This window comes from Agrobacterium sp. MCAB5, from assembly GCF_052114365.1.
GTDB lineage: Bacteria > Pseudomonadota > Alphaproteobacteria > Rhizobiales > Rhizobiaceae > Agrobacterium > Agrobacterium tumefaciens.
Map to the genome: position 1 here is coordinate 534,149 of NZ_JBFREP010000001.1, position 21,514 is coordinate 555,662.

The following is a 21,514-nucleotide window of genomic DNA, read 5'->3' on the forward strand; positions in this document are numbered from 1 at the left end:
ATCCACAGGACGCTGTTTAACGCCTGCTGCAATGCAGCAACAGAATAAGCCCGGAAGGTCATTCCGGGTTTTTTCTATTTCCTTCCTGTCATGAACGTGTTACCAGCCCTCGCCAACTTCCAAGCAATCCTTGCAGGGCGCCGGGGTGAACTTTTCGTTCCGGGACGGCCACGCATTTTCATTATGAAGGAATTTGGTCATGGCACGCATCATTCAAACACCCACTGGTTTGGACGCTCTCACATTTGACGATGTGTTGCTGCAGCCCGGACATTCCGAGGTTATGCCGGGACAGACGAATATCGCCACCCGCATTGCCCGTGATATCGATCTCAACCTGCCGATCCTATCTTCCGCCATGGACACGGTCACGGAAGGCCGCCTTGCCATCGCCATGGCGCAGGCCGGCGGCATCGGCGTCATCCACCGCAACCTTACCCCCATCGAACAGGCCGAAGAAGTCCGGCAGGTAAAGAAGTTCGAGAGCGGCATGGTCGTCAACCCGGTCACCATCGGCCCGGATGCCACGCTGGCAGAAGCACAGGCCTTGATGAAGGCGCACGGCATTTCCGGCATTCCGGTGGTTGAAAACGGCGGTGCAGGTGGCCACAAGAATGGCCGTCTCGTCGGCATTCTGACAAACCGCGACGTGCGTTTCGCATCCGATCCGCAGCAGAAGATCTATGAACTGATGACCCGCGAAAACCTTGTTACGGTCAAGGAAAGCAGCGTCGATCAGCAGGAAGCGCGCCGCCTGTTGCACAAGCACCGCATTGAAAAGCTGCTGGTGGTGGATGGAAAGGGCAATTGCGTCGGCCTCATCACCGTCAAGGATATGGAGAAGTCGCAGCTCAACCCCAACGCCACCAAGGATGCGCAGGGCCGTCTTCGCGCCGCTGCCGCAATCAGCGTCGGTGCCGATGCCATCGAGCGCGCAGAACGCCTCATCGATGCCGGTGTTGACCTTCTGGTCGTCGATACCGCGCATGGCCATTCGCAGCGCGTGCTCGATGCCGTTTCGGTGGTCAAGAAGATGTCGAACTCCGTTCGCATCATCGCCGGCAATGTTGCGACCGCTGACGGCACCAAGGCACTGATCGATGCCGGCGCCGATGGCGTCAAGGTCGGTATCGGCCCCGGTTCCATCTGCACCACCCGTATCGTCGCCGGCGTTGGCGTTCCGCAGCTTGCTGCGATCATGGCCTCGGTCGAAGTGGCCAATGCTGCAGATATTCCTGTCATCGCCGATGGCGGCATCAAGTTCTCGGGCGATCTGGCGAAGGCTATCGCCGCCGGCGCCTCCGCCGTCATGATCGGCTCGCTTTTGGCCGGCACGGACGAAAGCCCGGGCGAAGTGTTCCTCTATCAGGGCCGTTCCTTCAAGGCCTATCGCGGCATGGGTTCCGTTGGCGCCATGGCGCGCGGCTCCGCCGACCGTTATTTCCAGGCGGAAGTGCGCGACACGCTGAAGCTCGTTCCGGAAGGTATCGAAGGTCAGGTTCCCTATAAGGGTCCGGTCTCCGGCGTCCTGCACCAGCTGGCCGGTGGCCTGAAGGCTGCCATGGGTTATGTCGGCGGCGGCACGATCAAGGAATTCCAGGAGCGCGCCACCTTCGTGCGCATTTCCAGCGCGGGCTTGCGCGAAAGCCACGCCCATGACGTGACGATCACCCGCGAAAGCCCGAACTACCCCGGCGCGGTTTGATCTTTCGAACCGAATCCGCAACAACATAGTCTCAGTATTTGGCGCTCCCCGATTCACGCCGGATCGGGGAGCGTTATTGTGATTGGAGGAGAAAGCATGTCACCAACGACCGCAATGTTCTGGCCGATGATAGCCCATGCATTTCTCGTGTTCGTTCTTTACGCCTTACTGCTTTACCGCCGCAAAAAATACACGCTGACGGACCGTGATACCGCGCTTAGATATCGCGATACGGGACAGGAAGGGCGCGAAAGCTATCTGGTCAACCGAAACATTGCCAACCAGTTCGAGCTTCCGGTTCTCTTCCACCCCGTCTGCCTGCTGCTTTATATTACCGACGCGGACAATATCGTTACCGTCGTTCTGGCCTGGCTGTTCGTGATTTCCCGTTATGCGCACTCCTTCGTTCACGTCACCAGCAACCGTTTGCGTTATCGTGCGCCATTGTTCGCGATTGGTTTCGCGCTTCTCGTCTGCCTCTGGGGCTGGCTCGCCATCTGGTTGGCGCTGGAGTGAGATGGCACCGTAAGGTTGCTTCATAAGTGAGACAATCGCGCTTCTAAAATGCTGCGATTTGCGATGGGTCAATTCCGTGACGCCCCATCCCCGGTAGTCTCTGCCTCGCCGTCGACAATTTCAGGCGAGCAGAGATTAGGGAGTATGTCATGGCTAAAACAATGAAGGCCGCGGTTGTCCGCGCATTTGGCAAACCGCTGACCATCGAGGAAGTGGCGATACCGGATCCCGGCCCGGGTGAAATTCTCATCAATTACAAGGCGACCGGCATTTGCCACACGGACCTGCACGCCGCAACGGGCGATTGGCCGGTCAAACCCAATCCACCATTCATCCCCGGCCATGAAGGCGTCGGCTACGTCGCCAAGATCGGCGCTGGCGTGACCGGCATCAAGGAAGGCGACCGCGCCGGCACGCCGTGGCTTTATACCGCCTGCGGATGCTGCATTCCGTGCCGTACCGGCTGGGAAACTCTTTGCCCAAGTCAGAAGAACTCGGGTTATTCCGTCAATGGCAGCTTTGCGGAATACGGGCTTGCCGATCCGAAATTCGTAGGCCGACTTCCCGACAATCTGGAATTCGGCCCCGCTGCACCCGTGCTCTGCGCCGGTGTCACCGTCTACAAGGGTCTCAAGGAAACCGAAGTGAGGCCCGGCGAATGGGTGGTCATATCGGGCATTGGCGGGCTTGGTCATATGGCCGTGCAATATGCCAAGGCCATGGGCATGCATGTCGTTGCCGCCGATATTTATGACGACAAGCTGGAGCTTGCGAAAAAGCTGGGCGCGGATTTCACCGTCAACGGTCGGGCGCCGGATGCGGTGGAACAGGTGCAGAAGGCGACCGGCGGCGTCCACGGCGCGCTCGTGACGGCGGTTTCGCCCAAAGCCATGGAGCAGGCCTACGGTTTCCTGCGCTCCAAGGGCACGATGGCACTTGTTGGCCTGCCGCCGGGCTTCATCTCCATTCCGGTTTTCGAAACGGTGCTGAAGCGCATCACGGTGCGTGGCTCCATCGTCGGCACAAGGCAGGATCTGGAGGAGGCGCTTTCCTTCGCTGGTGAAGGCAAGGTAGCCGCTCACTTCTCCTGGGACAAACTCGAAAACATCAACGACATCTTCCGTCGCATGGAAGAGGGCAAGATCGACGGCCGTATCGTCGTGGACCTTGCCGCCTGAGACAGATGACCAGCGGTGGCGCTCACGCAAAAGTGTGCCGCCGCTTGTTCACCGGGCGGCGATCTGCGCTATCCTCCCTGTGCATCTGCGCGTTCAGGGAGAAGAGAGCGATGGACGACAAGCCGAAGATTACGCAGGCCATGATCGACGCTTACGATGAATATACCCATCTCAGCCTCGATCGCCGCAAATTCATGGAAAAGCTCAGCCTGCTTGCCGGGTCCGGCGCAGCTGCTGCCGCAATCGCGCCGCTTCTTTCGGCCAACAGCGCCCGTGCGGCAATCGTCGCGCCTGATGATGCGGGTATCGTTGCGGAAGAGGTGACGTATCCCGCCCCCGGTGGCGAGATGAAGGGCTATCTCGTCACGCCGAAATCGGTCTCCGGCCCCATTGGCTCGGTCATCGTCATCCATGAAAACCGGGGCCTGAACGACCATATCCGCGATGTGGCAAGACGCGTGGCGCTTGCGGGGTTCAGGGCGCTTGCGGTTGATTTCCTGTCGCCGCAGGGCGGCACGCCTTCGGATGAAGATAAGGCACGGGAGATGTTCAGTGGCCTCGATATGGAGGCAACAGTCGCCAATGCCGAAGCCGGTCGGGTGTGGCTCGCCGCAAGGCAGGGTGCGAACGGCAAGGTTGGTGCGGTCGGTTTCTGCTGGGGCGGCGGGCTGGTCAACCGGTTCGCCACCAAATCGGCAGGCCTGAATGCCGGCGTCGCCTATTACGGCCAGCAACCGCCGGCGGCCGATGTGCCTGCTATCAAGGCGCCCCTGCTGTTACAGTATGCCGGTCTGGATGAGCGCATCAATGCCGGTATCGACGCCTATAAAAAGGCGCTGGAGGAAAACGGCAAGACCTTCGAAATCTTCGTTTACGACGGCGTCAACCACGCGTTCAACAACGATACATCCTCGGCGCGATACGACAAGGCCGCGGCCGATCTCGCCTGGGGCCGGACGACGGAGTTCTTCAAAAAATATCTGGCGTGATGGGGTTTTGGTCCGCTGTGGCGGACAACCCCTGAAATCCCGCTCTAGACGCCGCCAGCCCCGCGTTTCAAATGCTCATCAAGCCGGGGCATGATCTCAACGAAATTGCAGGGCAGGTGGCGGTAATCGAGCTGGGCTTTGAGAATACCGTCCCAGGCATCCTTGCAGGCGCCGGGAGAGCCGGGCAACACGAAGATGAAGGTGGCGTTTGCCACGCCGCCGGTCGCCCGTGACTGGATGGTGGCGGTGCCGATCTTTTCATAGGAAATGCGATGGAAGATGGCAGAAAAGCCGTCCATGCGCTTTTCGAACAGGGGTTCCAGCGCCTCGGGTGTCACGTCGCGGCCTGTAAAGCCGGTGCCGCCGGTGGTGATGACCACATCCACGCTCCCGTTGAGCGTCCAGTCGCGCACGGTGTTGAAAATAGCAGCCTTGTCGTCTGCCACGATGGTGCGGGCTGCGACCTTGTGTCCGGCTTCCTCTATGCGTGCGACCAGCGTGTCGCCGGACTTGTCATTCTCAAGCGTGCGGCTGTCCGAAACGGTCAGAACCGCGATGCCGAGGGGAATGAAGGGTCTTTCGCCTGCCATGGCCTTATCCTCGAATTGTGTTGTCTTCAGATGGTCCGCGTCGCCTGAAAATACCAGCCGGGGCGCTTGTTTCGAAGCGATGTTTCCGCTTTTCGGGCGGCCTCGAAGGAATGAAATAGTCCAAAACAGGTGGCACCCGAACCGGACATGCGCACAAGGGAAGCACCTTCCTGCAACAGCATACCGGCGATTGCGCCGATATCCGGCAGGAGCGCCTTGGCGGGGACTTCCAGATCGTTTCGGCTTTGCGCCAGAAAATCCATCCAGCCGCCTTCTTTCCGCTCCGGCAGGGGCGGGTTGGCCTTGTCGAGCAATCGCCGAAAAATCTCCGGCGTCGAGACCGCTTTCAGAGGGTTGGCCAGCACCAGAAAGAATTCCGGCAGATCGGAGACCGGCTCGATATCCTCGCCGATACCTCGTGCGATGAGTGGGCGGCTTTCAAGGCACATCGGCACGTCAGCGCCAAGCGCAAGCGCGATGTGTGCGAGATTTTCAGGAACAATCCCGGCATTCCAGTGCCGCAACAGCGCCCGCAGTGTCGCTGCCGCATCCGCTGAGCCGCCGCCAATGCCGGAGGCGACTGGCAGGTTCTTTTCGAGATGGATGGCAACCGGGCGTGCCGATTGACCTGCCGCCACAAGCGCATCACGCAAAAGGTCTCTGGCACGGACGACGAGATTGTTGCCGCCATCGCCTGCGCGCAGCAGATCGCCAAACGGGCCGGAGATGGAGAAAGTGTCGGCATCGGCATCGCGAACATGGATCGCGTCGCCTGCTTCGGTGAAGGTCACCAGCGTCTCGAGCAGATGATAACCATCTGCCCGCTGACCGGTTACATGCAGTGCCAGATTGATCTTGGCCGGGGCCGCCTCGGTTGTTTCGACAGCCCCGGTAATGTCATCCGCGCGCATGTCGCGTCAGGATTTCTTGTCCGGGGCAGGGGCAACAGGGGCCGGTGCTGGCGGAGCCGGCGGCTGCGGCGCGGCCTCCTTCTTGGCGGTGTTTTCGGCGTCCTTTTCCAGCGGCGGCAGGCCGTTGGCAATCTTTTCCTTCACCTTGGCCTTGTCCAGATCGTCATTGTCGCCAATCAGCGCGCGGTTCCACTGATACACGGCCTCGATCTTGCGACCGACACGCCAGTAGGCATCGCCCAGATGATCGTTGATGGTCTGATCGCCGGCCTTGAGCTCGATTGCCCGCTCCAGTTCGGTGACAGCCTGGTCAAACGCACCCAGTCGGAAATGCGCCCATCCAAGCGAGTCGACGATATAGCCGTCATTCGGCCGAAGCTCGACCGCGCGGCTGATCATCTTCATCGCTTCGTCGAGGTTGATACCCTTGTCCACCCAGGAATAGCCGAGATAGTTCAGCACCTGCGGCTGTTCCGGGTTGAGTTCGAGCGCACGCTTGAAGTCCGGCTCGGCCTTGTCCCATTCCTTCAGGCGCTCATGGGCGATGGCGCGCTGGAAGAACACGGTCCAGTCCGACTTCTGCGGCACGGCACCGATCACCTCGACAGCCTTGTCGTAGTTTTCGGCCATGGCCTTGTAGTCCTTGGCGTCGGAAAGCACGCTGCCATAGGCGAGGTAAGAACGGATATCCTTCGGATCGGATTGCAGCAGGGATTGCAGGTGGTTGCGCGCTTCCTCCACCTTGCCCGTCTGCGCCAGCGTCAGCCCGAGCTGCAGCTCGGAGATGCGGTGCATCGGCGAATCCTTCGGCACGTCGCGGTAGAAGGCGATGGCGCGGTCGGGCTGTTTCATCGCCTCGGCAAGTCCGCCGAGAAGGATCAGCGTATCGGCGCTTTGCGGATCGAGCGCCCGCGACGTCTGAAGGTAAAGCGTGACGATCTCTTCGGCACCTTCGCGGTTCAGCGCACCCGCGATGGAAAACATCACGGAAGCCGCGCCTTCAACGGCATTGGTGATCTGCTGCGGCGGCTTCTCGCCCTTCTCGATGGATTGGCGAAGCGCTTTGAGCGGCGCATAGTTCGGCGCAAAAGTGTCGCCGACCGCAATTGCGTCCAGCGCCTTCTGCTTGTTGCCGGCTGAAGCCTCCAGCCGTGCAAGCGCCATCACCGCGCGCATATAGGTGTCGGAAGCGGTTGCCCCGCCTTCACGATCCGTCACGGCCTCATTGAGGCTCTTGCGGGCAGCATCTGTGTTGCCGGAGACAAGGGCGATCGCCGCGGCATTGTATTTCTGGAAAATCGAAATCCAGCCCGGACCCTTCATGTTGTTGACGAGGGCCAGCGCTTCCTTGGGCTTGCCTGAACCGGCGCGCGCCCATGCCGTCAGAAGCGTGTTGACCATGCGGTCGAGATCGTTCGGGCCGGTATATTTCAGGATTTTCTCGGCTTTGACGAATTCCTTGTCCTTGATGGCGTCGAGGCCGCGCACGATGGTCGTCACGCGTTCGACGGAGGTATCGTCCTTCATCGAATCGGCAATCTTGGCGCCAGCCTCGAAATTGCCGCTCAACAGTTCGGCGATCATCAGGCGCTGGCGGATTTCCGAATTGGCCGGATCGAATTCCAGCGCCTTCTTGTAGAGCGAAATCGCGGTGGGGTAATCCTGATCGACATCGGCATTGCGCGCGGCAAGGAATGCGCCGGAGAAGGTATTTACCTTGGCAGGATCGAAAGTAACGGCCTTGGCTTCCGTTTTCGTCTCCGCAAAGCCGGGGCTTGCACCCGCGCCAAGTGCGAGAGCGGCGGCAAGAGCCGCGCTGCAGAGAAGACGAAGTGCTGGTTTACGCCGCATGAGGGAACCTTTGCCTTTGTGCAGAAGCACGGAAAAATCAGTTTCCATTGTTTGGTCACGATAGAATGGCTTTTTTGAAGCAACCCCGCAAGAAATTATGGCCCGCGCCACAATCTCCCCTTGCGGGACACCCAGTCCGAAACAGCGGCGGACGGTCTTGTCCATCCGCCGTTTGCCTGAGGCCTCCAGCGTCAGTTGAGACGCTCGATGCAGAAGTCGATGACTTCCAGAAGCGCGTTTTTCCACGGGCTTTCCGGCAGCGGTGCAAGCGCATCGCGGGCAATGGTGCCGTAATGCGTGGCGCGGCCGATCGTATCGCCAAGACCGTTGTATTTGGTGATGAGACCGAGCGCTTTTTCGAGGTTCTCGTCGCTGCTTTCACCCTTTTCGATGGCGTTGCGCCAGAAGGCGCGCTCATCCTGCGTGCCGCGGCGATAGGACAGGATGACCGGCAGGGTTATCTTGCCCTCACGGAAATCGTCACCCGTATTCTTGCCGAGATCGGCGGATTTGCCGCCGTAATCCAGCACGTCGTCAACGAGCTGGAAGGCGAGGCCGAGATTCATGCCGTAGGATTTCAGCGCGCTGCGGCTTGCCTTGTCGGTTTTGGCGACGATGGGGCCAACTTCCGCGGCCGCTGCAAAAAGGGCGGCCGTCTTGGCACGAATCACCTGCAGATAATCGTCCTCGGTCGTTTCCATGTTCTTGGCGACCGAAAGCTGCAGCACTTCGCCCTCGGCGATGACGGAAGCGGCGGTGGACAGCACGTCGAGCGCATCCAGCGAGCCGACGTCCACCATCATGCGGAAGGCCTGGCCGAGCAGGAAGTCGCCGACGAGAACGCTTGCCTGGTTGCCCCAGATGGTGCGGGCGGTGGACTTGCCACGGCGCAGATCGCTTTCATCCACCACGTCGTCATGCAGCAGCGTCGCCGTGTGCATGAATTCCACGCTGGTGGCGAGCTTGATATGGTGGTCGCCCTCATAACCGAACATCGAGGCAGAGGCCAGCGTCAGCATCGGCCGCAGGCGTTTGCCTCCGGACGAGATCAGATGGTTGGCCACCTCAGGTATCATCTGGACATCGGAACCGGCTCTGGAAAGGATAAGCTGGTTCACCCGTTCCATGTCGGCACGGGTCAGGTCGACAAGCGGCTTGACGGATGCGAGTTTGTTTTTGCTTTCTTCAAGCGGTATGACGACGCCCAAGGGACAGGACTCCTGTTCGAATTTGAGTTCGACAATAAAAACTGGCGCCTGTCGCGGCAAGGGGCGAATTGCCGCTAGCCATTCAAAAAAATGGGAATTTGGGGCTTATCCATGCGTGAACTGATCCGTACCAACGATGCCGTGCTGTTATCCTTCGCCGAAAGCCTGATGAAGGACGCTGGCATCCATTGCCTTGTCGCCGATCAGGCAATGAGCATTCTGGAAGGTTCGCTCGGTCTTTTGCCCCGCCGGTTCCTGGTGGAGGAAGACCGCGCCGGTGAGGCCCGCCGCATTCTCGTGGATGCCGGTCTGGGCGACGAATTGCGCAACGAAGAGGCGTAAACGAACGTGGGCGGCGAGATTTCGGAAACTTTGGATGCGTTTCACCGGGGCCGTTTTCACATTCTCCAGCCCAAGGGCAGGGGGCACCGCGCCGGCATGGACGCCATGCTTCTTGCCTCGATGGTGGCGGACGAGCGCGCCTGCCGCATAGCCGATCTCGGCGCGGGGGCGGGCGCGGCAGGTTTTGCTGTCGCCACGCGGCTTGAAAAGGCCGAAGTGACCCTGTTCGAACGTTCGCCGGAAATGGTGGAATTTGCCTGCCGCAGCCTGGCATTGCCGGAAAATGCCGCTTTTTCCGCCCGTGTCAGCGTGCGTGAGGCCGACGTGACACTGCGTGGCAAGGCGCGCGTCGAGGCCGGACTGCCGGACGGGCATTTTCACCACGTCATCATGAACCCGCCCTATAATGATGCAGGCGACCGCCGCACGCCCGATGCGCTGAAGGCTGAGGCCCACGCCATGACGGAGGGCCTGTTCGAGGACTGGATCAGGACCGCAGGTGCGATCACGGTTCCAGGCGGGCAGCTTTCCCTTATTGCACGGCCGCAATCGGTGGCGGAGATCATTGCCGCTTGTGGCAGCCGTTTCGGCGGCATCGAGATCACACTCATCCACCCACGCCCCGGCGAGGACGCGGTGCGCATGCTCGTAACGGCGATCAAGGGGTCACGGGCGCGGCTGTCGTTCCGGGCGCCGCTCGTCATGCACGAGACCGGCAGCCATGCCTTCACGCCCATCGTGGATGACCTGAATAATGGCCGCACCGCCTATCGCCGTAATGTAAAGGCAATCGGGCCTGGCCTATAAATTCGCCGTTCCTCCGGCCGCAAACCATTGTGTTTTGCAGGGCAATACATACATCCGTGACGAACAGGCAAATGCTGCGAGGAGTGAATTGTGGGTTTTCTGAAGTATCTGGTGCCGAAACGCTTTCGCAAAAAAGAACTCGTCATCCCGGTTGTGCGCATGCATGGCGCCATCATGGCTGGCGGCAACCAGTTCCGCCCCGCCCTCAATCTTGCCTCCTATGCACCGCTGCTGGAAAAGGCCTTTGCCGTCAAGGACGCGCCAGCTGTCGCCATTTCCGTGAATTCTCCCGGTGGCTCGCCGGTGCAGGCGCGAATGATCTATAATCGCATCCGCCAGCTTGCCGAGGAAAAGGACAAGAAGGTCCTGATCTTCGTTGAGGATGTGGCGGCCTCCGGTGGCTACATGATCGCGCTTGCCGGCGACGAGATCATCGCCGACCCCACCTCCATCGTCGGTTCGATCGGCGTCGTTTCCGGCGGATTCGGTTTCCCTGAAATGCTGAAGAAGATCGGGGTGGAGCGCCGCGTCTATACCGCCGGCGAGAACAAGGTCATCCTCGATCCCTTCCAGCCGGAAAAAGAGGGCGACATCGAATATCTGAAGTCGCTTCAGGTCGAAATCCACAATGTTTTCATCGATATGGTCAAGATGCGCCGCGGTGCAAAATTGAAGGGCGATGAGACGGTCTTCTCCGGCCTGTTCTGGACCGGTATGCGTGGCCTGGATCTCGGCCTGATCGACGGCTTGGGCGACATGAGGGAAGTTCTGCGCCGCCGTTACGGGACGAAGGTCAAGCTACAGCTCGTCACCGGCGGGCGCTCGCTGTTCGGCAAAAAAGTGCCGGGCGTGAATGCGGCACTCGGCCTCAATGCCGAAAGGCTTGCGGCAGGCGCCGTCTCGGGACTTGCGGAAGTTGCCGAAGAAAAGGCATTGTGGTCACGTTTCGGTCTATGATGTCGCAGGAATAGGGCCTTATGGCGCAGCTTATTACAATTGTTCTTCTGGTGGTGGGATCCGTCATCCTCTACCGCCGCTTCGTTCGCGATGCGGAAAAGCTTTCGGCAAAATCGAAGCAGCGCGAAAAGGAACGCGAAACCGGCGCCATCGGCACGCTGATCAAGGATCCCGAAACCGGCGAATACCGCGTGAAGCGTGAGGATGAGACGTAAGCCGGTGTCTCCACGCATAAATCCTTGACCCCTTCGCCATGCCGTGGCACCAGTCCGCATCCGAAGTAAGTCAGTGCTTACTTATCCTCACAACGCCGCGATGACTGCAATGACCGATATTCCAGACCATATGAACCCCAAGCGTTCCTTTCAGGCGCTGATCCTGACGCTGCACAATTACTGGGCCGACAAGGGCTGCGCGGTATTGCAGCCCTATGATATGGAAGTGGGCGCTGGTACGTTTCATCCGGCAACGACGCTGCGCGCGCTGGGCCCGAAGCCGTGGAAGGCTGCCTATGTGCAGCCCTCGCGCCGGCCTTCCGATGGTCGCTACGGTGAAAACCCCAACCGTTTGCAGCATTATTACCAGTATCAGGTCATTCTGAAGCCCAACCCTTCCAACCTTCAGGAACTGTATCTCGGTTCGCTGAAGGCGATCGGTCTCGATCCGCTGCTGCATGATGTGCGCTTCGTCGAAGACGACTGGGAAAGCCCGACGCTCGGCGCCTGGGGTCTCGGCTGGGAGTGCTGGTGCGACGGTATGGAAGTGTCGCAATTCACCTACTTCCAGCAGGTCTGCGGCATCGAATGCTCGCCGGTCGCTGGCGAACTGACCTACGGTCTGGAGCGTCTGGCCATGTATGTTCAGGGTGTCGACAATGTCTACGACCTCAACTTCAACGGCCGCGAGGGTGAAGAGAAGATCTCCTATGGTGACGTCTTCCTGCAGGCCGAGCAGGAATACTCCCGCCATAATTTCGAATTTGCCGATACAGCCATGCTTCATCGCCATTTCATCGACGCCGAAAAGGAATGCCAGGCGCTTCTCGCCGCCGGTGCGCCGGGTGATGATGACAATCAGCGCCTGCATAAATGCGTGTTCCCGGCCTATGACCAGTGCATCAAGGCAAGCCATGTCTTTAACCTGCTGGATGCGCGCGGCGTGATCTCGGTGACGGAACGCCAGAGCTATATCCTGCGCGTGCGCACGCTGGCAAAAGCCTGCGGCGAAGCCTTCCTGCTCACGGATGCGGGCGGGTTGAACTGGAACAGGGCCGCTTGAACCTTTATGTAAGGCGGGGCAACAGTCTAACGTGCGGGTGCCGTTGCGGCGCTCGCGCCTCTTGAGGAGGGGTCGGGAATGTTCATCACGCTGGCAATCATCGCGGCAATCGCGCTCTATGTCGTCTTCATCTATAACGGCCTCGTCAAGGCGCGGCAGATGAAGGAAGAGGCGTGGTCGGGCATCGATGTGCAGTTGAAACGCCGCGCCGATCTCATTCCCAATCTCATCGAGACCGTGAAGGGTTACGCGGCGCATGAAAAAAGCACCTTCGAGGAGGTGATTGCCATGCGCAACCGGGCCCAGGCCGTACCGGCTGGCGATGTCGAAGGCCGCGCCCAGGCGGAAGGCATGCTGTCGCAGGCGCTCGGCAAGCTCTTTGCGCTCGCTGAAGCCTATCCCGATCTGAAAGCCAACACGAACTTTCTGGAATTGCAGCGCTCGCTGGAAACCATCGAGGGCGAACTGCAGATGTCGCGCCGTTATTACAATGGCGCCGCGCGCGATCTGAACGTCAGGGTGGAAAGCTTCCCATCCAATCTGATCGCCGGCCAGTTCGGTTTTGCCAAGGCACCCTATTTCGAGATCGACAACCCGGCAGACCGCGCCGTGCCGACCGTGAAATTCTAAGGCCACCGTTCCCCGGGTCCAAATCCTCCCGCCGACATTCCTGTATCCCGGCTCTCTGCCGCATTCTTTGACAAGACGACGATCATGATCGAACTGACCATCACCCCGCCCGGCCACCCACTTTCCGGCAAGGTAGAGCCACCCGGCTCCAAATCCATCACCAACCGCGCGCTTCTGCTGGCTGGCCTCGCCAAGGGAAAAAGCCGCCTAACCGGCGCGTTGAAAAGCGATGATACGCTCTATATGGCCGAAGCCCTGCGCGCCATGGGCGTTAAGGTGACAGAACCCGACGCCACGACCTTCGTGGTGGAGGGTACAGGCGTGCTTCAACAGCCGGAAAAGCCGCTTTTTCTTGGCAATGCCGGCACAGCCACGCGGTTCCTGACTGCGGCTGCAGCGCTGGTGGATGGCGCCGTCATCATCGATGGCGACGAGCACATGCGCAAACGCCCGATCATGCCGCTGGTGGAAGCGCTGCGCGCCCTCGGCGTCGAAGCGGATGCGCCGACCGGCTGCCCGCCAGTTACCGTGCGGGGCAAGGGCATGGGTTTCCCGAAGGGCAGCGTCACCATCGATGCCAACCTCTCCAGCCAGTATGTGTCGGCACTTCTGATGGCGGCCGCCTGCGGCGACAAGCCTGTCGATATCATCCTCAAGGGCGAGGAAATCGGCGCGAAGGGTTATATCGATCTCACAACATCAGCCATGGAAGCCTTCGGCGCAAAGGTGGAGCGAGTTAGCAACGCCATCTGGCGCGTGCATCCGACCGGCTACACCGCGACCGATTTCCACATCGAACCGGATGCATCCGCCGCCACCTATCTCTGGGGTGCGGAGCTTCTTACCGCCGGTGCGATCGACATCGGCACGCCCGCCGACAAGTTCACCCAGCCGGATGCCAAGGCCTACGAGGTCATGGCGCAGTTTCCGCATCTGCCCGCTGAAGTCGACGGTTCGCAGATGCAGGACGCCATTCCGACCATCGCCGTTCTCGCCGCGTTCAACGAAACGCCAGTACGTTTCGTCGGCATTGCCAATCTGCGCGTCAAGGAATGTGACCGTATCCGCGCCGTCTCGCTCGGCCTCAACGAAATCCGTAACGGTCTGGCGCATGAGGAAGGCGACGACCTGATCGTGCATGCCGATCCGGCGCTCGCCGGTCAGACGGTCGATGCCTCCATCGATACTTTTGCCGATCACCGCATCGCCATGAGCTTTGCGCTGGCGGCGCTGAAGATCGGCGGCATCGCCATCCAGAACCCGGCCTGCGTTGGCAAGACCTATCCGGGCTACTGGAAGGCGCTCGCCTCGCTCGGCGTCGACTATACCGAAAAGGAAAGTGCTGCCGAGCCGCAGCACTGAAACCGGCTGGAGGAGACCGCCCCGTGAAGACCATCGCCGCAAGACTTCTCGCGCTGCTTGTCTTCCTGGGCGCGGCATGCCCGGCCTTTGCGGAAGAATTCATCCGCTCCTATCATTCCGTCGTCGAGGTTGCGAAGAGTGGCGAACTGACGGTGACGGAAACCATCACCGCCCGTGCTGAAGGTCAGAACATCAAGCGCGGCATCTTCCGCGATTTCCCGCTTTATGCGCTGGATGCGAATAACCGACGCACCAAGGTGGATTTTAACGTCGTATCGGTGGAGCGAGACGGCGCGCCGGAGAACTGGCGCACCGAGAATATCGATGGCGGCATCCGCATTTATACCGGCAGCGCCGACCGTTTTCTTCCGACCGGCGAGCATATCTTCCAGATCACCTACACCACCGCCCGGCAGATCCGTTATTTCAGCGACTATGACGAACTCACCTGGAATGTCACCGGCAATGGCTGGCAGTTTCCGATGAGTGAGATTTCCGCCACCATCACTTTGCCACAGGGCGTGAAGGCCACCGATACTGCCGTTTTCACCGGTCCACTCGGTGCCAAGGGCAAGGATGCGCGCATTTTGAGCGAAGGCAACGAGGTGTTTTTTGCCTCTACCCGCCCGTTTTCAGTGGGCGAGGGCATGACAGTTGCCGTGAAGTTACCGAAGGGCGCCATTGCCGCCCCCGACTCCTCCCAGGAGGCAGGTTGGTGGCTACGTGACAATCTCGCCATCCTGCTTTCGGGCGGCGGGCTTTTCGCAGTGCTGCTCTATTATCTGCGAGCATGGTTCGCGGTCGGCCGTGATCCGGCCAAGGGTGTAGTCGTGCCGCGCTGGGATGCACCGGAGGGGCTTTCGCCGGCTCTGGTCAATTACGTTGATAACAGGGGTTTTTCCGGCGCAGGCTGGACAGCGCTGTCCGCCTCGGCACTTGATCTGGCGGTCAAGGGTTATGTCGTTCTGGAGGATCTGAAGAACTCCATCGTCATCCGCCGCACGCAAAAGCAGGCTGGGGCGGAGTTGCCGAGCGGGCAGAAGACGCTGTTGTCCTCCATCGGTGGTCCGGGCGAGACGCTCACCATCGACAAGGCGCATGGAACGGAAGTCGAAAAGGTCGGCAAGCAGTTTCGTGCGGCGATAGAGAAAGAGCACCGCGGCAAATATTACCGCAGCAATGCCGGTTACATCGTTTTCGGCATCTTCTTCAGCGTCGCCATCATCGTCGCGACGCTGGTGTTCGGTGATCTTGATGAAAGCGCCATTGCCGCCGTGCTGGTCTTCGGCTTTTTCGCCTTCTTCTTCAGCATCCTGTCGATCGGCATCGGTCGACAGTTCTCGCGTGGCGCGTCGTTGAGCAAGCGCATCGGCGGCATCGTCATGCTGGCCTTTGCCGGTTTTGTGGCTTTTTCGGTCATTGGCGGCATTGCCACGCAGATCCTGCTGGATGTGACGCATGACACCAAGTCGCTGGCGCTGGCCGCCATCGGCGGCATCGTGCTTACCAACGCGCTGTTCCTGTTCCTGATGGGTGCGCCGACGCCGCTCGGCCGCAAGCTGATGGACGGCATCGAGGGCCTCAGAACCTATCTGACGCTGGCGGAAAAGGACCGGATGAATATGGCGGATGCCCCCGCCATGTCGCCGCAGCATTTTGAGACATTGCTGCCCTATGCGGTCGCGCTCGGCGTGGAAAAACCCTGGAGCCGCACCTTCGAGACCTGGCTTGCCACGGCTGCTGCCGGTGCCGCCGCGGCAAGTTATGCGCCCGGCTGGTATTTGGGCAGCAATTACGGCAGCTTCGGAGACCGGATTGGTGGGTTCTCCACTTCCATGGCGAATACAATCGCTTCCACCATTCCCCAGCCTGTCAGCTCATCTTCCTCCAGCTTTTCAGGTGGCGGTGGCGGTGGTTCTTCCGGTTCGGGCGGCGGCGGCGGTGGTGGTGGCGGCTGGTAACGTCCACCGGCGGTAATTTAACCGATAGCTGATGACTTTTGCCGCTGGTCTTGCTAAGTCCGCGACACTCTTTTGCAACAGATTAAAGTCTTTATCCCATGCCCGATCTTCTGCTTGAACTTCGCTCCGAGGAAATCCCCGCACGCATGCAGCGCAAGGCGGCGGGCGATCTGAAGAAACTCGTCACTGACGCCTTGGTGGAGAGAGGGCTGACCTATGAGGGTGCGCGCGAATATTGGACGCCGCGCCGCCTCACGCTGGATATTCGGGGCCTCAATGCCCGCTCCGCCGATGTGCGTGAGGAAAAGAAGGGTCCGCGCACCGATGCAAACGAAAAGGCGATTGAGGGCTTTCTGCGCGGCGCTGGCCTTAATGATGTCTCCGAGGCTCAGGTCGTTTCCGACCCGAAGAAAGGCGATTTCTACATCGCCATCATCAACAAGCCCGGCCGCGCGGCGGAAGAGATCATCGCCGAGGTGATGCCCGGCATCATCCGCTCCTTCCCCTGGCCGAAATCCATGCGCTCCGGCCCGGCCTCCATGCCGAAGGGTTCCAGCTATGCCGGCATCGAAGGCAAGGGCTCGGAGAGTCTTCGCTGGGTGCGCCCGCTGCAATCCATCGTCTGCCTGTTCGGCCCCGAACATGACGAAACCCAGGTCATTCCCTTTGTCATCGACGGCATCGTCGCTGGCAACGTCACCTATGGCCACCGTTTCCATGCGCCGGGTCCGATCACCGTGCGCCGTTTCGAGGATTATGTCTCCAGCCTTGAAAAGGCGAAGGTCATTCTCGATGCCGACCGCCGCAAGGATATCATCCTGCACGATGCCAAGGATCTGGCATTTGCCAACGGCCTTGAGCTGGTGGAAGACGAAGGCCTGCTGGAAGAAGTCTCCGGCCTCGTTGAATGGCCGCAGGTGCTGATGGGCACTTTCGAGGAGGATTACCTGCAAATCCCGGCGGAAATCATCCGGCTGACCATCAAGACCAACCAGAAGTGTTTCGTCACCCGCAATCAGGGTGCGGAAGAGGGTCTTTCTAACCGCTTCATCCTGATCTCGAACATCGAGGCAAGCGACGGCGGCAAGGAAATCATCCATGGCAACGGCAAGGTCGTCCGCGCCCGCCTGTCGGATGCCCGCCATTTCTGGAACCGTGACCAGGGCGATCTGCCCGATCTGGAGACGCTCAAGGATTCGGCTGCGAAATTTGGCCTCGATCTCAAGAAGCCGCTCGACCAGCGCATGGCCAAGCTCGATGCGCTGAACGTTACCTTCCATGCCAAGCTCGGCACTCAAGGGCAGCGTGTGGCCCGCATTCGCGAACTGGCCAAGGCTCTGGCCCCCGTCGTCGGGGCAGATGAGACGCTGGTAGACCGCGCCGTGGTGCTGGCCAAGGCTGACCTGCGCACCGAAGCCGTCGGCGAATTCCCCGAGCTTCAGGGCCTGATGGGCCGAAAATACGCAACCTTGCAGGGCGAAAACGAAAGTGTCGCCGCGGCGATCGAGGATCACTACAAGCCGCAGGGTCCCTCCGACCGCCTGCCAGCCGACAAGGTGGCGATCACGGTTGCTCTCGCCGACAAACTCGACACGCTCGTCGGCTTCTGGGCCATCGATGAAAAGCCTACCGGTTCGAAGGATCCCTTCGCACTGCGCCGTGCGGCGCTGGGCGTGGTTCGTATTCTGCTTGAAAAGAACGTGCGGCTTCCATTAGTGCCTGCCATAACGGATATAAATTTGGCGTTTTATCCTTCGGAAGCGAGGGAATCTGCAGAGAAACTGCTCCGAACCATCAATCCTGTTCGAGGGGAGTTTGAAGAGACCGAGTTGTTCAAGAACCTGCAAGAAGATGAAGCCTTCCACAATGGTCTCTTTGTTGCTCGTCCGTCCGTTTTTTCGCTGCTCTCCTTCTTCCACGACCGCCTGAAGGTCTATCTGCGCGATCTTGGCGCCCGCTACGATCTGATCGATGCAGTCCTGACACCGGAATCTGACGATCTGCTGATGATCGCCCGCCGTGTCGAGGCGCTGACCGCCTTCATCACCGGCGAAGATGGCCGGAACCTGCTGGCCGGTGCAAAGCGCGCCACCCAGCTTCTGGCCGCAGAGGAAAAGAAGGGCACCGTGGTTGCGAACAGCGTTTCAGAAGAACTGCTGAAGCTCGACGCCGAAAAGGCGCTTTACGCGGCGATCAAGACCGCTTCCGCCGATGCCGCAAAGGCCGTCGAGACGGAAGATTTCCGCTCCGCCATGCAGGCGCTTTCGACGCTTCGCGCGCCCGTCGACAAGTTTTTCGAGGATGTGCTCGTCAACGATGAGGACGCGGCCATCCGCGCAAACCGTCTGGCGCTGTTGAAGGCCATTCGTGAAGCCACCGGAACGGTTGCGGATTTCTCGAAGATTACGGGGTGAGGGGATTGGGTGAAAGGGGCACGGCGATTTGCTCGGTTTACCCCCCTCTGTCCTGCCGGACATCTCCCCCTCAAGGGGGGAGATCGACCAGCGGGGGCCTACCAACTACATTGAACGTCGCGGGAAGAGCGGGGAGCATGCCTCTTGCCGATCTCCCCCCTTGAGGGGGAGATGCCCGACAGGGCAGAGGGGGTAACTCAGGCCTCCACTCGTGCAGGATGATTTTAGATTGACCAACACGCCTCCCAAAATCCTAATCAGCGCCTGTCTCCTCGGCCAGGCGGTCCGCTATGACGGCAATGGCAAACCTCTCGTCCACCCGGCGATAGACCGCTGGCGGGATGAAGGCAGGCTGGTGGCGATCTGTCCGGAAATGGCGGGTGGCATGTCCGTGCCGCGCCCGCCGGCGGAAATTGAGAATAGCGCCTCCGGTCTCGATGTGCTGGAAGGCCGCGCCCGGGTGCTGGAAGTAACCGGCGGCGATGTCACGGCGGAATTTATTGCCGGTGCGGAAAAGGCGTTGGCCCTTGCTAAAGCCAATGGCTGCACGCACGCGCTGTTGATCGACGGCAGCCCGTCCTGCGGATCGGTCGCGATCTATGACGGCTCGTTCTCCGGCATCAAACATGCGGGCAATGGCGTGACGGCGGCGCTGCTTGAAAGAGCGGGAATTACGGTCTTTTCGCCTGTCGATATCGACCGGCTGGATACTCTGACACGTTGAAACAAAAAACGCCGGAGTTTCCTCCGGCGTTTTCGTTTATCCATCACCTCAGCGTCTATCACCCCGCCATGCGCATCTGCTCTGCCATGCCGTGCAGCTGGTGGCTGGAGGAAACGCGGAAGCCGCGGATGAGGTTCAGCAGCTCTTCGGTATCGACGGCCAGCGCTTCCGCCGAAGCCGTGGTCTCTTCCGCCATCGCCGCATTGTGCTGGGTGGCGACGTCGAGCTGGTTGAGCGATGTGGAGATAGAGCGCAGCGTCGTGTCCTGTTCGGCCGCCGAATGGGCGATCTTGCCGACGATCTCGTTGGCGGATTTGATCTGGTCAGAGATGCGTTTCAGCGCGTCACCGGCTTCGCCTACAAGACGCACGCCGTTTTCCACCTGGTTGGAAGAGCGGGCGATCTGGTCCTTGATCTCCTTGGCGGCGGCGGCAGATTTCTGCGCAAGTTCGCGCACTTCCTGTGCCACCACGGCAAAGCCCTTGCCCGCTTCCCCGGCACGCGCCGCTTCCACGCCCGCATTCAGTGCCAGAAGATTGGTCTGGAAAGCGATGTCGTCAATCACGCCGATGATGTTCGAAATCTGATCGGAAGATTGTTCGATGCCGCTCATCGCCGCAATCGCTTCTTCCACCACCCGGTCGCTGCGCATCGCTTCGGAACTGACTGTCGTGACGCGCTTGGCGGCGTCGGCTGCACCTTCAGCCGTCTGGCGTACCGCAACCGTCAACTCGTCGAGCGCGGCAGAGGTTTCCTCTAGATTTGCCGCCTGCCGTTCGGTGCGCTGCGAAAGCTCGTTGGAGGCCTTGCGGATTTCCTCCTTCGAGCCGCCGATATCGATGCTCTTGGAATTCACCTTGGCCATGGCGGCGTCGAGATGGGTCAATGCCTCGTTGAAGTTGTCGCGCAGCGCGGCGTAACGGTTGCCGAGATCGGCGCAACGTACGGTCAGATCACCGCCGGCGAGTTTTTCCAGCGCCTCGCCAATGGTGGTGACGACACGTGCCTGCAATGCGGCCTCGTCGCGCTGCATGTCGAGGTTGTTCTGGCGCTCGGCGTTGAGCTGCTGCTGCTGTTCTTCCTCTCGGCGCTGCATGGCGTGGCGCTCCCGCACCTTGTCCTGAAGCGAGGCCGTGGCCTTCGCCATCATGCCCACCTCGTTGGTCAGCCCGGTATGGGGTATGGTGAGCGAGACGTTCTCATTGGCGACTTCACCCAGCGCCCTGTGAATGTCGCCGAGCGGCTTCGAGATCCCCCGGATGACGTAGAAGGCGGCGGCAAGTGCCAGCACGAAGATGGCAGCACCGATGGACAGCGCCCTCATCACCTCGCCACGAACCTGGGCATTCAGATCATCGATGTAAACGCCGGTCACGACCACCACCTGCCAGGGCTCAAAAGCAAGGGCGTAGGAGCTTTTGGCGTAGTCATTGCCTTCCATGCCGGGCTTCGGACCGTAGAAATCTGTCTGGCCGCCACCGTTGCGGCCAAGCCGTACGAGCTCGTCACGATACTGGAAGCCCTTGCTGTCCGGCTTGCCCTTGTAGTTCTCGCCGACACGCTTCGCGTCGGGATGGAATTTCATCGTCACGTCGTAGTCGTAACCGAACAGATAGCCATCCGGGGTGAACCGCATGGCGCTGACGGTGGCGAAGGCCTGCTTCATGGCGTCTTCGCGTGAAAGTGTCCCGGCCTTTTCCTTGTCGTGGAAGGATTGCAGGATGGAAATGGCGGATTGCACCTGTGTCCGCAGCATGCCGTAGCGTTCTTCATAGATCGCGTCGGTGGCGGATTTCAGCTGGTAAAACGTTGCTGCTGCGAAGGCGGCCATAAGGGCCACCACGAGCACGATCAGCTGACGGGAAATGGAAAGATTCTTCATGGGCGCTCACAAGCTTTTGCGTCGCGAGCCGGAAAAAAGCCGCGCGCTGCCGAAGTTTCGAAAATGGGAAGGCGCCTGATGCGCTGTGATCAGCCTGAAAGCGAAAGTCCGCTCCAAGCCCTCATGTCGTGCTGCATCGCACTATAAGGTCACTTAGCGGCAAAAAATTTGAATAAATATTTAATTAGCAAAAGCTTTATGAGCGTGCT

Annotated in this window: 19 protein-coding genes; 14 read left to right on the forward strand and 5 right to left on the reverse strand. The window is 60.1% G+C overall.

Annotated elements, in window-relative coordinates; translation table 11 throughout:
- The first annotated feature begins 199 nt into the window (after positions 1-199).
- The 4 genes from guaB (at position 200) to AB4Z23_RS02625 (ending at position 4,388) form a co-directional block, all read left to right on the forward strand.
- Entirely contained in the window at positions 200-1,705 is a 1,506-nt protein-coding gene (gene guaB / locus AB4Z23_RS02610; protein ID WP_003515165.1) for an IMP dehydrogenase, read from the forward strand.
- Between the two features lie 114 nt (positions 1,706-1,819).
- On the forward strand, positions 1,820-2,221 hold the full coding sequence (locus tag AB4Z23_RS02615; RefSeq protein WP_003515166.1) for an MAPEG family protein: 402 nt from the start codon (positions 1,820-1,822) through the stop codon (positions 2,219-2,221).
- A 149-nt stretch (positions 2,222-2,370) separates the two neighbouring features.
- Positions 2,371-3,399 (forward strand): alcohol dehydrogenase AdhP, encoded by a 1,029-nt coding sequence (gene adhP, locus AB4Z23_RS02620; protein ID WP_003515167.1) that lies wholly within the window; start codon positions 2,371-2,373, stop codon positions 3,397-3,399.
- A gap of 110 nt (positions 3,400-3,509) precedes the next feature.
- The gene (locus tag AB4Z23_RS02625) at positions 3,510-4,388 is read left to right on the forward strand and encodes a dienelactone hydrolase family protein (protein WP_019564276.1); all 879 of its coding nucleotides are present in this window, start codon (positions 3,510-3,512) and stop codon (positions 4,386-4,388) included.
- Between the two features lie 44 nt (positions 4,389-4,432).
- Here AB4Z23_RS02625 and moaB read toward each other — a convergent pair whose 3' ends face one another.
- The 4 genes from moaB to AB4Z23_RS02645 all read right to left on the reverse strand — a co-directional run bounded on the left by moaB (position 4,433) and on the right by AB4Z23_RS02645 (position 8,948).
- On the reverse strand, positions 4,433-4,978 hold the full coding sequence (moaB, locus tag AB4Z23_RS02630; protein ID WP_003515169.1) for a molybdenum cofactor biosynthesis protein B: 546 nt from the start codon (positions 4,976-4,978) through the stop codon (positions 4,433-4,435).
- Positions 4,979-5,004: 26 nt separating this feature from the next.
- Entirely contained in the window at positions 5,005-5,889 is an 885-nt protein-coding gene (locus AB4Z23_RS02635) for a 4-(cytidine 5'-diphospho)-2-C-methyl-D-erythritol kinase (protein WP_421477872.1), read from the reverse strand.
- Between the two features lie 6 nt (positions 5,890-5,895).
- Positions 5,896-7,740 carry a tetratricopeptide repeat protein gene (locus AB4Z23_RS02640; protein WP_013635516.1) on the reverse strand — a complete coding sequence of 615 codons (1,845 nt, stop codon included), beginning with the start codon at positions 7,738-7,740 and terminating at the stop codon, positions 5,896-5,898.
- A 191-nt stretch (positions 7,741-7,931) separates the two neighbouring features.
- On the reverse strand, positions 7,932-8,948 hold the full coding sequence (locus AB4Z23_RS02645) for a polyprenyl synthetase family protein (RefSeq protein WP_026330625.1): 1,017 nt from the start codon (positions 8,946-8,948) through the stop codon (positions 7,932-7,934).
- Positions 8,949-9,059: 111 nt separating this feature from the next.
- Between AB4Z23_RS02645 and AB4Z23_RS02650 the strand changes: the two genes are divergently transcribed.
- The 10 genes from AB4Z23_RS02650 (at position 9,060) to AB4Z23_RS02695 (ending at position 19,423) form a co-directional block, all read left to right on the forward strand.
- The gene (locus AB4Z23_RS02650) at positions 9,060-9,290 is read left to right on the forward strand and encodes a putative signal transducing protein (RefSeq protein WP_003515173.1); all 231 of its coding nucleotides are present in this window, start codon (positions 9,060-9,062) and stop codon (positions 9,288-9,290) included.
- A 6-nt stretch (positions 9,291-9,296) separates the two neighbouring features.
- Positions 9,297-10,097: a tRNA1(Val) (adenine(37)-N6)-methyltransferase gene (locus tag AB4Z23_RS02655; protein ID WP_421477873.1), complete on the forward strand. Its 801-nt coding sequence runs from the start codon at positions 9,297-9,299 to the stop codon at positions 10,095-10,097.
- Between the two features lie 87 nt (positions 10,098-10,184).
- Positions 10,185-11,054 carry a S49 family peptidase gene (locus AB4Z23_RS02660; RefSeq protein ID WP_041694304.1) on the forward strand — a complete coding sequence of 290 codons (870 nt, stop codon included), beginning with the start codon at positions 10,185-10,187 and terminating at the stop codon, positions 11,052-11,054.
- Between the two features lie 20 nt (positions 11,055-11,074).
- On the forward strand, positions 11,075-11,269 hold the full coding sequence (locus AB4Z23_RS02665) for an NfeD family protein (protein ID WP_003515179.1): 195 nt from the start codon (positions 11,075-11,077) through the stop codon (positions 11,267-11,269).
- Between the two features lie 100 nt (positions 11,270-11,369).
- Positions 11,370-12,332: a glycine--tRNA ligase subunit alpha gene (locus AB4Z23_RS02670; RefSeq protein WP_035241643.1), complete on the forward strand. Its 963-nt coding sequence runs from the start codon at positions 11,370-11,372 to the stop codon at positions 12,330-12,332.
- A gap of 78 nt (positions 12,333-12,410) precedes the next feature.
- Positions 12,411-12,962, forward strand: coding sequence for a LemA family protein (locus AB4Z23_RS02675; protein ID WP_025592535.1), 552 nt, complete (start codon positions 12,411-12,413; stop codon positions 12,960-12,962).
- 84 nt (positions 12,963-13,046) lie between these two features.
- The gene (locus AB4Z23_RS02680; RefSeq protein ID WP_421477875.1) at positions 13,047-14,324 is read left to right on the forward strand and encodes a 3-phosphoshikimate 1-carboxyvinyltransferase; all 1,278 of its coding nucleotides are present in this window, start codon (positions 13,047-13,049) and stop codon (positions 14,322-14,324) included.
- Positions 14,325-14,347: 23 nt separating this feature from the next.
- A complete protein-coding gene (locus AB4Z23_RS02685) occupies positions 14,348-16,285 on the forward strand; it encodes a DUF2207 domain-containing protein (RefSeq protein ID WP_421477876.1) in 1,938 nt (645 codons plus the stop codon).
- 98 nt (positions 16,286-16,383) lie between these two features.
- Positions 16,384-18,699, forward strand: coding sequence for a glycine--tRNA ligase subunit beta (glyS, locus tag AB4Z23_RS02690; RefSeq protein ID WP_441359984.1), 2,316 nt, complete (start codon positions 16,384-16,386; stop codon positions 18,697-18,699).
- Positions 18,700-18,928: 229 nt separating this feature from the next.
- Positions 18,929-19,423 carry a DUF523 domain-containing protein gene (locus AB4Z23_RS02695; protein WP_421477878.1) on the forward strand — a complete coding sequence of 165 codons (495 nt, stop codon included), beginning with the start codon at positions 18,929-18,931 and terminating at the stop codon, positions 19,421-19,423.
- 58 nt (positions 19,424-19,481) lie between these two features.
- Here AB4Z23_RS02695 and AB4Z23_RS02700 read toward each other — a convergent pair whose 3' ends face one another.
- Positions 19,482-21,305 (reverse strand): methyl-accepting chemotaxis protein, encoded by a 1,824-nt coding sequence (locus tag AB4Z23_RS02700; protein ID WP_097101590.1) that lies wholly within the window; start codon positions 21,303-21,305, stop codon positions 19,482-19,484.
- Positions 21,306-21,514: the final 209 nt, after the last annotated feature.

Excerpts from the sequence above, each read along its gene's own strand:
- guaB (WP_003515165.1), top strand. The coding sequence starts at position 200 with ATGGCACGCATCATTCAAACACCCACTGGTTTGGACGCTCTCACATTT.
- AB4Z23_RS02615 (WP_003515166.1), top strand. The coding sequence starts at position 1,820 with ATGTTCTGGCCGATGATAGCCCATGCATTTCTCGTGTTCGTTCTTTAC.
- adhP (WP_003515167.1), top strand. The coding sequence starts at position 2,371 with ATGGCTAAAACAATGAAGGCCGCGGTTGTCCGCGCATTTGGCAAACCG.
- AB4Z23_RS02625 (WP_019564276.1), top strand. The coding sequence starts at position 3,510 with ATGGACGACAAGCCGAAGATTACGCAGGCCATGATCGACGCTTACGAT.
- moaB (WP_003515169.1), bottom strand. The coding sequence starts at position 4,978 with ATGGCAGGCGAAAGACCCTTCATTCCCCTCGGCATCGCGGTTCTGACC.
- AB4Z23_RS02635 (WP_421477872.1), bottom strand. The coding sequence starts at position 5,889 with ATGCGCGCGGATGACATTACCGGGGCTGTCGAAACAACCGAGGCGGCC.
- AB4Z23_RS02640 (WP_013635516.1), bottom strand. The coding sequence starts at position 7,740 with ATGCGGCGTAAACCAGCACTTCGTCTTCTCTGCAGCGCGGCTCTTGCC.
- AB4Z23_RS02650 (WP_003515173.1), top strand. The coding sequence starts at position 9,060 with ATGCGTGAACTGATCCGTACCAACGATGCCGTGCTGTTATCCTTCGCC.
- AB4Z23_RS02665 (WP_003515179.1), top strand. The coding sequence starts at position 11,075 with ATGGCGCAGCTTATTACAATTGTTCTTCTGGTGGTGGGATCCGTCATC.
- AB4Z23_RS02670 (WP_035241643.1), top strand. The coding sequence starts at position 11,370 with ATGACTGCAATGACCGATATTCCAGACCATATGAACCCCAAGCGTTCC.
- AB4Z23_RS02675 (WP_025592535.1), top strand. The coding sequence starts at position 12,411 with ATGTTCATCACGCTGGCAATCATCGCGGCAATCGCGCTCTATGTCGTC.
- AB4Z23_RS02680 (WP_421477875.1), top strand. The coding sequence starts at position 13,047 with ATGATCGAACTGACCATCACCCCGCCCGGCCACCCACTTTCCGGCAAG.
- glyS (WP_441359984.1), top strand. The coding sequence starts at position 16,384 with ATGCCCGATCTTCTGCTTGAACTTCGCTCCGAGGAAATCCCCGCACGC.
- AB4Z23_RS02700 (WP_097101590.1), bottom strand. The coding sequence starts at position 21,305 with ATGAAGAATCTTTCCATTTCCCGTCAGCTGATCGTGCTCGTGGTGGCC.